Genomic DNA, 13,385 nt, shown 5'->3' with positions numbered 1-13,385 from the left:
GATCATAATAAAAAACTTTATGCTTTGCGTATCTAAGTTTGAAGTAGCATCAATCAGCGATGCAACGTGCCGCAATGTCAGGCGCGCTCATTCAGTAGTGAAGTAGGGCGTCCCCACGCAGGTCTGCCCACCAGTCGCGCCGCCAGAGCGCGAGACACACTAATGCAAGGAGACACGACATGGCGCACCCGCACGCGGCAGGCCCCGCCTTTAGCAATGGCAATCTGGACGGGCAGGACGGCCTGCTCCGCAACCGCTGGTTCCAGCTCTTCATCGGCGTCCTTTGCATGGGGCTCGTGGCGAACCTCCAGTACGGCTGGACGCTGTTCGTGACGCCCATGAATGCGCGTCATCACTGGGGCGAGTCCCCCATCCAGGTCGCCTTCTCCATTTTCATCGTTACCGAAACCTGGCTCGTCCCGGTCGAGGGCTGGCTCGTGGACAAGTTCGGGCCGCGCCCCGTGGTGGCCGTGGGCGCGCTATGCGCCGGGGCGGCCTGGGTCATGAACTCGTTCGCCACGTCGCTGCCGATGCTCTATGCGGCCGCCGTCGTGGCCGGTATCGGCGCGGGCGGCGTCTATGGCACGTGCGTGGGCAACGCGCTGAAGTGGTTCCCGGACAAGCGCGGCCTGGCCGCCGGGCTGACCGCCGCCGGCTTCGGCGCGGGCTCGGCGCTGACCGTGATCCCCATCGCCAACATGATCCAGAAATCGGGCTACGAGCACGCGTTCTTCACGTTCGGCATCCTGCAGGGCGTGCTGATCTTCATCCTGGCGATGTTGCTGGTCAAGCCAAAGCCGCCCAAGGGGCTCGCCGCCGGCAAGGCCAACCTGACCAATCCCGTGGCGCTGACGCCGGGCCAGATGGTGCGCACGCCGGTGTTCTGGGTGATCTACGCATCCTTCGTGGCCGTGGCGGCTGGCGGCATCATGGCCACGGCGCAGCTCGGCCCCATCGCCAAGGACTTTGGCTTTGCGGCAATGCCGGTGACGCTGCTGGGCATGACGCTGCCGCTGCTGACCATGACGCTGTCCATCGACAATCTCTGCAACGGGCTGACGCGCCCGCTGTGCGGCCTGATCTCCGACCGCATCGGCCGCGAGAACACCATGTTCTTCATCTTCATCGGCGAGGGGCTGTCGCTGATCGGGCTGATGGAGTTCGGGCACAACCCTTACTGGTTCATGTTCTTCGCCGCGCTCACCTTCCTGTTCTGGGGCGAGATCTTCTCGATCTTTCCGGCGCTCTGTGCCGATACGTTCGGCAGCGAGTACGCCGCAGCCAATGCGGGCACGCTCTATACGGCCAAGGGCACGGCGGCGATGCTGGTGCCGCTGGCCTCGGTGTTGTCGCATCAAGGTGGCTGGAGCCTGGTCTTCACGGTGGCGGCCGTGTTGACCGTGGCGGCGGGGCTGTCCGCCAAGTTCCTGTTGCAGCCGATGCGCCGGCGCTTCATCACCGGACACGCGGCGGCCCATCCCACCATGCAAGGACAAGGAGCGGCACCATGAATGTTTCGCTTCCCCAACTGAAGGCCTTTGCTGCGGTTGCGCGCCAGAAGAGCTTCACGCGCGCGGCGGCAGAACTTGGCCTGACCCAGTCGGCCATCAGTCGCAGCGTGCGTGAGTTGGAGGAGGAAATCGACCAGCGGCTGTTCGACCGCACCACGCGCCAGGTGGAGTTGACCGACGCCGGCGAGCATCTCTCCCAACGGATCTGCCATCTGATCGAGGAAGTCGAGCAGACGCTGCGCGAGAGCCACGGCACTGGCAAGCCCTCCCAGGGCACCGTGCATATCGCCACCGATCCGGTGTTGTCGTCGATGTCCGTGCCGATGTGGGTGGCCGGCTGCCGTTCGGCTTGGCCCGGTATTGGCATCACGCTGCGCGACCGCTCGCACGAATGCGTGCTGCAAAGCGTGCGCAGCGGCGAGGTGGACTTCGGCATCGCCAGCAACCCGGTGGCCTGCGATGACCTCTATTGCGAACCGCTCTATATGGACCCGCTGCACGCGGTGCTGCCCGCCGGGCATCCGCTGGCCGCGCGCGAGTCCCTTGGCTGGGGCGAACTGGCCGATGCCTCGGTGCTCGCGCTCGACCACAACTCGGGCGTGCAGCCCGCCGTGGAGCGCGCGCTGGCCACCTATCACGTACGGCCCGGCGCCTTGCAGTTGCTCGGCCATTTCTCGGCGATCTTCGGCATGGTGGCGATGGGGCTCGGAATTGGCGTGGTGCCGTCGCGCACGCAGGCCGCCGGCCTGGCGCCCGCGGCCGTGCTGCGGCCCTTGCGGCCACAGGTCAACAACAACGTGATGCTGGTCCGAAGGAAGGCCCGCTCGCTCAAGCCCAATGCGGCGGCGGTGTGGGACAACCTGCGTGGCCAGGAGTACGAACAGGGCCAGATGAAGAAAGCGGGGTAGGGCCGTGAATCGGATTCATCTGATGCAGCGCCGCAACGATTTTTGCGCAGAATAAGGCGCTATTCGACGGCGTTTCGGCAGCAATCTTCGGCAGAAGCGATGCGCAACGCACCCCACGGGGTGCGTTGTTGTTTTTAGTGCCATAGTTCTATTGATATATCACATACAGGATATTTACAGACCTCGCGGTGCAGCATATACTGAAGACTCATTGACCTACCTCATTCAGGAGTTTTCATGAACGCCGCACAGCTTTCCGTCATCGCCCTCGGTTTGATTGCCTCGGGTGTTTCCGTTACCTGGCTGATTGCCACGCGCCTGCCGATGGGTCTGCTGACCACCGCCGGCGACCATGGCCGCTTTGCTGGCCTCGGTTCGGATCAGGCCGTGGACGGCATTGGCCGTGCGACGCCTGACGCCGGCACGCGCCCGCAGTTCGCCCACGCGTAAGCCCTTGGGTTTGAAGGCAGGGAGCTTGTAGCGGCCGGCAACTCCCTCCCAGCAGTCGTTGTACTCATCGGCCGTATCTTTCGTTTCATCCCCCGCTCCATCCCCGCGTTGCTCAACGCTTTCCTGCGTTTTCCAGCATTTCCCAAGCCCTAGGACTTTCCCTAGGACATCTCTTTTCCCCTCGCATTGCAGCATCCCGGGTGCCCGTCGGTAGGCTCTGCCATTGATCTGGCGCCACTCGCTAAGTCATTGATCGGCAACGAACCGCGAGCCTTTTTGCGGCATGGTTTGATGCGCCCGGCGCACCACTGCGGACCTCCCTGCGCGCGCCCGCCTTCCGAGTTGTATCTGGCAGCAAAACCGCCCGCCGAAAACGGCTTGACTTGGGTGATATACCACATACTGTATAGCACTAGAGCGGCGAGCCACTCTACGAAAACGACCAGGCCGTACACAGAGGCATCGAATCAGATGCCCACCCACAACGGCGGCGATGACCGCCAGAAGGAGACACCATGGAACTACAGCAAAGCGCGTCCACGTCACGATTTGCGTCCCCATGGACGCAACTCGTATTCGGCGTTATCTGCATGGCGATGATCGCCAACATGCAATACGGCTGGACCCTGTTTGTCAATCCGATCGATGACAAGTACCACTGGGGCCGCACGGCCATCCAGGTCGCGTTCACCATTTTCGTGGTCACCGAGACCTGGCTGGTGCCGATCGAGGGCTATCTGGTCGACAAGTACGGCCCGCGCCCGGTGGTGGTAGGCGGTGGCCTGCTCTGCGCGGTTGCGTGGGCGCTGAACTCGGTGGCGTCGTCGCTGCCGCTGCTGTACTTCGCTGCGGCCATCGGTGGCGTAGGGGCTGGCGCGGTATATGGCACCTGCGTGGGCAATGCGCTCAAGTGGTTCCCCAACCGGCGCGGGCTGGCGGCGGGGATTACGGCGGCGGGCTTCGGCGCGGGCTCCGCGCTGACCGTGGTGCCCATCGCCAACATGATCAAGACCAGCGGCTACGAGAGCACCTTCCTCACCTTCGGGCTGGGGCAGGGCATCGTGGTGGTGATCCTGGGCCTGGCGCTCTATCCGCCGTCGGCCAAGATCCTCTCCGACGTGAAGAGCACCCTGAAGGCGGCTGCTACCTATAATGCGTCGCCGCGCCAGGTGCTGTCCTCGCCGATCTTCTGGGTGATGTACGCGATGTTCGTGATGATGGCCGCCGGCGGGCTGATGGCCACGGCGCAGCTGGGCCCCATCGCCAAGGATTTCGGGCTCCATGACTCGCCGGTGTCCATCCTCGGCCTGACGCTGCCGGCGCTGACCTTCGCGCTGACCATCGACCGCGTGCTGAACGGGCTGACCCGGCCGTTCTTCGGCTGGATCTCGGACAACATCGGCCGCGAGAACACCATGTTCCTGGCCTTCGCGGTGGAGGCGGTCGGCATCCTGCTGCTGTCCAAGTACGGGCACAACCCGGTGGCGTTCGTGATCCTGACCGGCGTGGTGTTCTTCGCCTGGGGTGAGATCTACAGCCTGTTCCCGGCCACCTGCGGCGATACCTTCGGTCCCAAGTTCGCGGCGACCAACGCCGGCCTGCTGTACACGGCCAAGGGCACGGCCGCGCTGCTGGTGCCGTTCTCGAGCGTGATTACCGCCGCCACTGGCGACTGGCACGCGGTGTTCATGCTGGCCTCGGGCATGGCGGCGCTCTCGGCGGTGCTGGCGATCTTCGTGCTCAAGCCGATGCGCGAGGCCCATGCCCGGAAGTACGTCAACGACAATGCGGCGCCGTCGATGGGCTACCGGCCGGTTCCGGACGACCTGACCTGACCCGGGCGCGCCAGCACACACGGGAAGGGCCCGCCGGCGCGCGGGCCCTTGTGCGTCCGCCGTCCGGCGACGCCGGGCGTATGATCAAGACCAGCCGGCAGTCATAGCCGGCGAGCAAGACAGCAACCCACAGGATTCCCCATGAACCAGGTTGTGATTCCGATTGTGGTGGAGGGCGGGGGCCGCGAGCGCAAGCGCCGCCAGCCCAAGGGCCGGCAGGTGGACCCGGCGGCACTGTCCGAGGTGCGCCAGCTGTTGGGCGATGCCCCGCGCCGCCGAGACCTGCTGATCGAGCATCTGCACGCCATCCAGGACCACTTCGGCCAGCTGGCCACGCCCCATCTGGCCGCGCTGGCGCAGGAAATGCGCATGGCCCAGACCGAGGTCTTCGAGGTGGCCAGTTTCTATCACCATTTCGATATTGTCCGAGAGGACGCCGACGGCAACATCGCCGCCCCGCAGGCGCTGACCGTGCGCGTCTGCGAGGGCATTGCCTGCGAGATGGCGGGCGCGACCTCGCTGCTGGAGCGACTACCGGCGCTGCTTGGCACCGATGTCCGCGTGCTCGCCGCACCTTGCATCGGCCGCTGCGAACGGGCCCCCGCTGTGCTGGTGGGCAAGCATCCGGTGGACGCCGCCACCCCCGCCGCCGTGCAGGCCTGCGTGGATGCCGGCACCGTCCGGCATGACCCCGAGCCCTATCTCAGCTACGACGACTATCGCGCCCAGGGCGGCTATCGCCTGTTGCAGGCGCTGGAGCAGGGCGAGACCGACGCGGACGCGCTGATCGCCGTGATGGAGAACTCCGGCCTGCGCGGGCTCGGCGGGGCGGGATTTCCCACTGGCCGCAAATGGCGCATCGTCCGGGCCGAGCCGGCGCCACGCCTGATGGCCGTCAATATCGACGAAGGCGAGCCGGGCACGTTCAAGGACCGCGTCTATCTGGAGCGCGATCCGCACCGCTTCCTGGAGGGGATGCTGGTGGCCGCGCGCGTGACTGGCGTCGCCGCCATCTATATCTACCTGCGCGATGAGTACGCGGGCTGCCGCGCCGTGCTGACCGAGGCGCTGGCGCAACTGCGCGCCGCGCCGCCGGTGCCCGGACTGCCCGAGATCCATTTGCGCCGGGGCGCCGGCGCGTATATCTGCGGCGAAGAGTCGGCCATGATCGAATCGATCGAGGGCAAGCGTGGCATGCCCCGGCTGCGCCCGCCCTATGTGGCGCAGGTCGGGCTGTTCGGCCGGCCAACGCTCGAGCACAACTTCGAGACGCTGTATTGGGTGCGCGAGATCGTGGAGCGCGGCCCGGAATGGTTCGCCGGGCAGGGCCGGCATGGCCGCAAGGGCCTGCGCTCGTTCTCGGTGTCGGGCCGGGTGCGGCACCCCGGCGTGCATCTGGCGCCGGCCGGCATCACCGTGCGTGAATTGATCGACGAATACTGCGGCGGCATGCTGGACGGCCACGCCTTCTACGGCTACCTGCCGGGCGGGGCGTCGGGCGGCATCCTGCCGGCGGCGATGGGCGATATTCCGCTCGATTTCGACACGTTGCAGCCACATGGCTGCTTTATCGGCTCGGCGGCCATCGTGGTGCTGTCCGACCACGACCGGGCCGTCGATGCCGCGCGCAATTTGATGCATTTCTTCCGCGACGAGTCCTGCGGCCAATGCACGCCGTGCCGGGTCGGCACCGCCAAGGCGCTCGATCTGATCCGCCAGCCGGCAGCGGCGTGGGACCTGGCCGCGCTGGCTGACCTGTCCGCGGTGATGCGCGATGCGTCGATCTGCGGGCTGGGGCAGGCCGCGCCGAATCCCGTCGATTGCGTGATCCGCTATTTTCCGCATGAACTCGCGCCGGGTGCTGCCGTCGCACCCGTCGCTCAGGAGGGCCAGCCATGAACGCACTGACCCGCGCTGAAGTCGCGCTCGTCCAGGCGTCGTCCGATACCGAGGTTACGTTCCGGCTCGATGGCCGCGAGGTGACCGCCCGCCCCGGGGAGTCGCTGCTGCAGGTGGCGCGCCGGGAAGGCATCGAGATTCCGCATCTTTGCTACAAGGATGGGCTGGATACCGCCGGCAACTGCCGCGCCTGCATGGTCGAGATCGACGGGGAGCGCGTGCTGGCGCCGTCCTGCTGCCGCGCGCCGGCCAACGGCATGACGGTGCACACGGACTCCGACCGTGCCCGCCGCGCGCAGCGCATGGTGCTGGAACTGCTGCAGTCCGACATGCCGGAGACCGCGTACACGCGCCATAGTGAACTTGATCAGTGGTCGGCCCGGCTCGAAGTCGGCAAGCCGCGCTTTGCCCCGCGCGAGGCGGTGCCGGCCGATCTGTCGCACCCCGCCATCGCGGTCAACCTCGATGCCTGCATCCAGTGCACGCGCTGTGTGCGCGCCTGCCGCGACGAACAGGCCAATGACGTGATCGGGCTGGCATTTCGCGGCGATCATGCCCGCATCGTCTTCGATATGGCCGACCCGATGGGCGCCAGCACCTGCGTGGCCTGCGGCGAGTGCGTGCAGGCCTGCCCGACCGGCGCGCTGATGCCGGCGCGTAACGTGGCGCTGGCCGTGCCCGACCGCGAGGTGGATTCGGTCTGCCCGTACTGCGGCGTGGGCTGCCAGCTGACATACCACGTCAAGGACAACCGCATCCTGTTCGTGGAAGGGCGCGACGGCCCGGCCAATCACAACCGGCTTTGCGTGAAGGGGCGCTACGGTTTCGACTACGCCCAGCATCCACACCGGCTGACGGTGCCGCTGGTGCGCCGCGAAGGGGTGGCGAAGTCCGGCGACATGGTGCTGGACCCCGATCGCGTGATGGATGTGTTCCGGGAAGCGACCTGGGAAGAAGCCCTGGCCCTGGCCGCCGGCGGCCTCGCGCGCATCCGGGACACGCTGGGTGGCCGCGCGCTGGCCGGCTTTGGCTCGGCCAAGGGCAGCAATGAGGAAGCCTATCTGTTCCAGAAGCTCGTGCGTACCGGGTTTGGCAGCAACAACGTCGATCACTGCACGCGGCTGTGCCATGCTTCATCGGTGGCGGCGCTGCTCGAAGGGATCGGCTCGGGGGCGGTGTCCAATCCGGTGATGGACGTGGGCAAGGCCGAGGTGGTGCTGCTGATCGGCGCCAATCCCACGGTCAACCATCCGGTGGCAGCCACCTGGATCAAGAACGCGGTGCGCAACGGTACCAAGCTCATCGTCGCCGATCCGCGCCGATCCGACCTGTCGCGCTTTGCGCACCGTTTCCTGCAGTTCCAGGCCGATACCGACGTGGCACTGCTGAACGCGATGATGCATGTGATTGTGGAGGAAGGGCTTGTCGATCCCGATTTCATTGCCGCGCGCACTTCCGGCTACGAAGCGCTGGCGGCCAATGTGGCCGCGTACAGCCCGGAGCTCATGGCCCCGGTCTGCGGCATCGACGCGGAAACCATCCGCGAGGTGGCCCGGCTCTACGCCACCTCGAAGGGATCGATGATCCTGTGGGGCATGGGCGTGTCCCAGCACGTGCATGGCACGGACAACGCGCGCTGCCTGATCGCGCTGGCGCTGATGACGGGCCAGATCGGCCGGCCGGGCACGGGTTTGCATCCGCTGCGCGGCCAGAACAACGTGCAGGGTGCATCCGACGCCGGGCTGATCCCGATGATGTATCCGGATTACCGGCGCGTCGATGACCCCGCCGCCAACGCTGCCTTCGAGGCGCTGTGGGGCATGCCGCTGGACAAGCAGACGGGCCTGACCGTGGTGGAGGTCATGCAGGCCATCGAGGCGGGCACCGTGCGCGGCATGTACATCATGGGCGAGAACCCGGCGATGTCGGACCCGGATGCGCAGCACGCGCGCGAGGCGCTGGCCGCGCTCGACCATCTGGTCGTGCAGGACATTTTCCTGACCGAGACCGCCTGCCTGGCCGATGTGGTGCTGCCCGCCTCGGCCTTTCCCGAGAAGACTGGCACCTTCACCAATACGGACCGCATGGTGCAGCTTGGCCGGCAGGCTATCGACCCGCCCGGGCAGGCGCGCCAGGACCTGTGGATCCTGTGCGAGCTGGCCGCGCGGCTCGGGCTGCCCTGGGACTATGGGCATGCCAGCCGCGATGCGGCGCCGGTGGCCCTGGTTTTCGACGAAATGCGACATGCGATGCCGAGCATCGCCGGCATGACGTGGGCGCGGCTCCAGCGCGAGCATGCTGTGACCTATCCCTGCAAGACGGAGGGAGATCCCGGCGAGCCGGTGATTTTTACGGAGACGTTCCCGACCGTTAGCGGACGCGGGCGCTTCGTGCCGGCGGACATCATCCCGGCGGCGGAGCGTCCGGATCAGGAGTATCCGACGGTCCTGATCACGGGCCGACAGCTCGAGCACTGGCATACGGGCAGCATGACGCGCCGCGCCGGCGTGCTCGACGCCATCGAGCCGGATCCGGTGGCACTGGTCCATCCGCTCGATCTGGCGGCGCTCGGCGGCAAGCCCGGCGACGTGGTCACGCTGACGTCCCGGCGCGGGCAGGTGATGCTCTACGCGCGCGCCGACGATGGCACCCCGCGCGGCGCCGTGTTCGTGCCGTTCTGCTACTACGAGGCGGCCATCAACAAGCTGACCAACCCGGTGCTCGACCCGTTCGGCAAGATTCCGGAGTTCAAGTACTGCGCGATCCGGATGACGCTGGGCGGCGCCGTGCCCGAGCAATTGAGCTTCGGCGGCGGGCAGATTCTGGATTCGCTGACCGGGGCGTTGGCCTTGCCCGGATGATTTTCCGAGAATTCGTGAAAGTGATTGCGGATTCATTCGGCTAATCAGGGCAATCCGAAACGGTTAGGATGCAGGCATCCCCTCGAACTGTTGGAAAGGATGCCTGCAATGAAAGCCATTGGACTGACCCGTTACCTGCCGATCAGCGACCCCCAGGCGCTGGTGGACGTGGAGATCGACAAGCCGGCCGCCTCGGGCCACGACCTGCTGGTCAAGGTGGAGGCAATTGCCGTGAACCCGGTGGACACCAAGGTCCGCGCGCCAAAGGACAAGGTGGAAGATGCACCGCGCGTGCTGGGCTGGGATGCCGCTGGCACCGTGACCGCCGTGGGCCCGGACGTGACGCTGTTCAAGGTCGGCGACCCGGTGTTCTACGCAGGCAGCATCACGCGGCCCGGCGCCAACAGCGAATTCCACCTTGTGGATGAGCGCATCGTCGGCCATAAGCCAGCATCGCTGGACTTCCCCAATGCCGCTGCGCTGCCGCTGACGGCCATCACGGCCTGGGAGGCGCTGTTCGATCGCCTGGGCGTCTCGTCGAAGGGCGACGATGCCGGCCGTTCGGTGCTGATTATCGGCGGGGCAGGGGGCGTGGGCTCCATCGGCATCCAGCTGGCCAAGGTGCTGGCGGGGCTGACGGTCATCGCCACGGCCTCGCGGCCCGAGTCGGAAGCCTGGTGCCGCCGCCTGGGTGCCGACCATATCATCGACCATCGTGCCGACATCCCCGCGCAACTGCGCAAACTCGGGTTTGACGCGGTGGATTACATCCTCTGCTTCAACGACACGGACCGCCACTTCAAGGCGATGGCCGAAGCCATCGCGCCGCAGGGCAAGATCTGCTCGATCGTCGAGAACGCGGGCGAGCTGCCGGTGGGCGCGCTGAAGAGCAAGAGTGCGACGTTCGTCTGGGAATTCATGTTTACGCGCGCGATGTTCGGCACGCCGGACATGATCGCGCAGCACCGCCTGCTCAACGAGGTGGCGCGGCTGATCGATGCCGGACGCCTGCAAACCACGGTGGGCGAGAACCTCGGCACGATCAACGCAGCGAACCTGCGCCGCGCCCACGCGCAGCTGGAAGGCGGGCAGACTATCGGCAAGCTGGTGCTGTCGGGGTTCTAATCTGCAATTAACCGCCAAGTGGCGGGCGCACCATAAACGAGGGCCGGGGCTGCTGACGCAGCACCCGGCCCTTAGTTTGTCTATATGGAAGGGGGTTAGCTGAGAGGGCGCATGGTCACGGCGCGTGCGAGGCTTCGCACGGCATTCTCGCCAGCCAGCCCCCCTACGAAGCCGACGACTTCGCTCGCCACGGCCTTGTCCTGGAGGATGCGCCGATGGCCGAGGCCGGTGGTGGTCACCAGCCGCGCAGCCGGCCACGCCCCGGCGATGGCGGCGCCGTCTTCCCAGCGTACTTCCTTGTCATCGCGGTCATGGATCACCAGCGCGGGCGGCACCGGCCGCGTGCGGCCCACATCGGGCACGTTGAAGGTTGCCCAGGACGTGCCGAGCCACTGTTCGCTCTGTTGCCGCATGCGCGCGAGGATGCCCGGCGCGATGCCAAGCTGCCAGGCGAGGGCGGCGCAGGATTCGCCCATATCGGCCGGCGAGCCGATCATCACCGCGCCGCACACCGGCAGGCCTTCGCGTATCGCCTGCGCGGCGGCGGCTCCCCCGAGGGAATGACCGACCACTGCGTGGACTGGTCCCACCTGCCACGCCACGGCCAGCAGCGAGCGTGCCATCTCCAGCAAGGAAGTCTGGTTTGGCCCGCGTGCGCCGGCATCGGAGGCGCCATGAGACAGCGCATCGAAGGCCACCACGCGCATCCCGGCGCCCAGCAGCGCATAGACCAGCGCATGCCATTGGCCGGCATGACCGCCCCAGCCATGGGCAAGCAGGACCACCGGCCCTTCGGTGCCCCAGCGATAGACGCGCACGCGCCGGCTGGCACCCTGGCCAGTGACGAGCGCCCATTCGCTGCGCGCCGCGTCGAGCAGGCGCAGTGCATCGGGGCTGGATCTGGCCCGGGGCGGCGTGAACCATAGGCGCTCCAGCGCGCGGGCGGTGCCCGCCGGATGGAGGAGGCTCGCGGCTTGCCACCGCAGCCTGAGCCACACGGGCGGCCCTGTGCGGACGGTGGAAATGGGTTCTGCTTGCGTCACATGACGTGACCCAGCGGCGCTTGGTGTGGATGAGGAAAACAGCACTTGCGGCACGGCGAACACCTCCAACCGATGGCTTGCCGGCGAAATCGGCCAGGTTCACTGGCTTCCCGCCTGTTTTTTTATGATTCACGACCGACCAGTCGTGCTATTTTTCGGGCAATAAATGACGGCGAAAATGCCGTCTGACACACTGCGTCCGTGCCCGGGAACGCAGGGGTGTGAAGCTGTCGGCGAGCCGTCTCAGGCGTCGGCCGGGGCGGTTTCCCGCGTGATCCGGGCGTCGTCGAGCAGCCTGGCGAACGCGCGCCGGGCCATCGCCTCGGCATCGCTGCGCGCCATTAACTTGAACGATGTCTGGAAGGACATGCCAATGCCGGCCATCTCGAACGCGAACTGGCGCGGGTCCACATCGGAGCGGAGATCGCCTTCCTCCACCGCGTCGGCGATCACGCGGCAGATGGTGCTGTGCCAGTCCTTGAAGGCCTGCACAACCCTGTCACGAATGACTCCGGGCTTGTCGCGGTACTCCTGGGAGAGCGCCATGAACAGGCAACGCCCCTCGGTCACCGTGGCGCCGAGCCAGTCCATATAGCCATCGAACAGCCCCTGCAGGCGGCGCGCGCCGCGCGGCTGGCGCATCGCCGGACGTACGACAACATCGTTGAAGCGCTCCGCCGCGCGCTCGAGCACGGCCTCCTGCAGCGCCTCCTTGGAACGGAAGTGCGCATAGAGCCCGCTCTTCGACATGTGGGTGTCCGCCGCCAGCGTGGCAAGCGAAAGCTGCTCGAAGCCCACGCGCGCGGCGGAAGCGAGTGCCTGTTCGATGATCGCGGTACGGGTGAGCTGGCCTTTTTGCATGAACTGGAGAATAGCACGACCGGTCGGTTTGTCAACTTGCCTTATTCCACACATCGTTGATACTGAAGTGACGTCAACGCAAAGCGTGCGTTGTCGTTATGAGGAGGCGGGAAGAGGAAGTTGTGCTGTATCCGCCTTTTGGAGGAGGTTCCGGCAGGCGAGATCAAGCCATCATAAGAAATCTGTAAAAGTGTTCCAAACATGACCTTACGGAACGCTTTACGTGCTCTATACTCGAATGCACGTCCGCGCACTTTTTTTTCACTGGTGACTGGAGACCGACATGAACAGTACAGCCGTGCCAAGAGGCGCTAGCGAACCGTTCCGGCAACTGCGGGCGTTGCGTCGAGCGCGCAAGCTCAAGCAGGAGGACGTCGCCCGTAAGGCGGGAATTTCCCGGGAAGCCTATCTTCGGGCGGAATCGGGGCAAGCCGATCCACGTATGTCCACGTTCCTGGCGGCCTGTGAGGCGCTGGGGCTGGAGGTGGTATTGGCCCCGCAGCATCTGGCAGCCGACGTCAACGCATTCATCGCCAGCCGCAATGGCGGCGTTACAGCAGCCTCGATGGCCGGCCAGCCGGCCGGCTCGGCTCCCGCGGCTACGCCGCAGGGGCAGGGCGGGTTCGGTTCCGGACCCAGCACCGGGGAGGGCCACAAGCCCATGTAACACCGCCAGTCCGTAGACCTGGGGGCACCCGCCTGCATGGTCCTCGGATAGCAAGTCCACCGGGCATTTCTGGCGCGGCCGATCGGCCGCGCTGGCAATGCCCGGTCCTTCATGCCGATCGCGCCAGCGAGCCCCGCCGCTGCCATCGCGCCGCGCTTTTCCGTGCACATCTTCGTGCGCGGTCTTCTGATTTCCCGCTTCTCCTTTTTTATGGTCCGCGCTGCC

The 13,385-nt window shown here is 66.3% G+C and carries 10 protein-coding genes; 8 read left to right on the top strand and 2 right to left on the bottom strand.

The window, feature by feature from the left end; all coding sequences use genetic code 11:
• Nucleotides 1–179: 179 nt before the first annotated feature.
• The 7 genes from oxlT (AB4120_RS23285) to AB4120_RS23255 all read left to right on the top strand — a co-directional run bounded on the left by oxlT (AB4120_RS23285) (nt 180) and on the right by AB4120_RS23255 (nt 10,589).
• Nucleotides 180–1,511 carry an oxalate/formate MFS antiporter gene (oxlT, locus tag AB4120_RS23285; protein WP_149139170.1) on the top strand — a complete coding sequence of 444 codons (1,332 nt, stop codon included), beginning with the start codon at nt 180–182 and terminating at the stop codon, nt 1,509–1,511.
• A complete protein-coding gene (locus AB4120_RS23280) occupies nt 1,508–2,419 on the top strand; it encodes a LysR family transcriptional regulator (RefSeq protein WP_149139171.1) in 912 nt (303 codons plus the stop codon). Before oxlT (AB4120_RS23285) ends, AB4120_RS23280 begins: the two co-directional genes overlap by 4 nt.
• A 237-nt stretch (nt 2,420–2,656) precedes the next feature.
• Entirely contained in the window at nt 2,657–2,869 is a 213-nt protein-coding gene (locus tag AB4120_RS23275) for a hypothetical protein (protein WP_144197086.1), read from the top strand.
• A 515-nt stretch (nt 2,870–3,384) separates the two neighbouring features.
• Nucleotides 3,385–4,704 carry an oxalate/formate MFS antiporter gene (gene oxlT, locus AB4120_RS23270; protein WP_149139172.1) on the top strand — a complete coding sequence of 440 codons (1,320 nt, stop codon included), beginning with the start codon at nt 3,385–3,387 and terminating at the stop codon, nt 4,702–4,704.
• Between the two features lie 141 nt (nt 4,705–4,845).
• Complete coding sequence (locus AB4120_RS23265; RefSeq protein WP_149139173.1) at nt 4,846–6,603, top strand: NADH-ubiquinone oxidoreductase-F iron-sulfur binding region domain-containing protein; 1,758 nt, start codon at nt 4,846–4,848, stop codon at nt 6,601–6,603.
• Nucleotides 6,600–9,464, top strand: a complete 2,865-nt coding sequence (fdhF, locus tag AB4120_RS23260) for a formate dehydrogenase subunit alpha (protein ID WP_441642905.1) — start codon at nt 6,600–6,602, stop codon at nt 9,462–9,464. Before AB4120_RS23265 ends, fdhF begins: the two co-directional genes overlap by 4 nt.
• Nucleotides 9,465–9,572: 108 nt before the next feature.
• A complete protein-coding gene (locus AB4120_RS23255) occupies nt 9,573–10,589 on the top strand; it encodes a zinc-binding alcohol dehydrogenase family protein (protein WP_149139174.1) in 1,017 nt (338 codons plus the stop codon).
• Nucleotides 10,590–10,684: 95 nt separating this feature from the next.
• Here the strand turns inward: AB4120_RS23255 and AB4120_RS23250 are convergent, their stop codons facing one another.
• Together AB4120_RS23250 and AB4120_RS23245 are read right to left on the bottom strand one after the other, a co-directional pair.
• Nucleotides 10,685–11,587 carry an alpha/beta fold hydrolase gene (locus tag AB4120_RS23250; RefSeq protein ID WP_262389795.1) on the bottom strand — a complete coding sequence of 301 codons (903 nt, stop codon included), beginning with the start codon at nt 11,585–11,587 and terminating at the stop codon, nt 10,685–10,687.
• A 288-nt stretch (nt 11,588–11,875) separates the two neighbouring features.
• The gene (locus AB4120_RS23245) at nt 11,876–12,493 is read right to left on the bottom strand and encodes a TetR/AcrR family transcriptional regulator (protein WP_149139176.1); all 618 of its coding nucleotides are present in this window, start codon (nt 12,491–12,493) and stop codon (nt 11,876–11,878) included.
• A 283-nt stretch (nt 12,494–12,776) separates the two neighbouring features.
• Here AB4120_RS23245 and AB4120_RS23240 point away from each other — a divergent pair, with 283 nt between their 5' ends.
• Complete coding sequence (locus AB4120_RS23240; RefSeq protein WP_144197093.1) at nt 12,777–13,160, top strand: helix-turn-helix domain-containing protein; 384 nt, start codon at nt 12,777–12,779, stop codon at nt 13,158–13,160.
• Nucleotides 13,161–13,385 lie beyond the last annotated feature (225 nt).

Source organism: Cupriavidus sp. 2KB_3, assembly GCF_052115685.1.
GTDB lineage: Bacteria > Pseudomonadota > Gammaproteobacteria > Burkholderiales > Burkholderiaceae > Cupriavidus > Cupriavidus campinensis.
The sequence above is the reverse complement of the archived record's forward strand: the minus strand, read 5'-3'. Positions and strand labels throughout refer to the sequence as shown.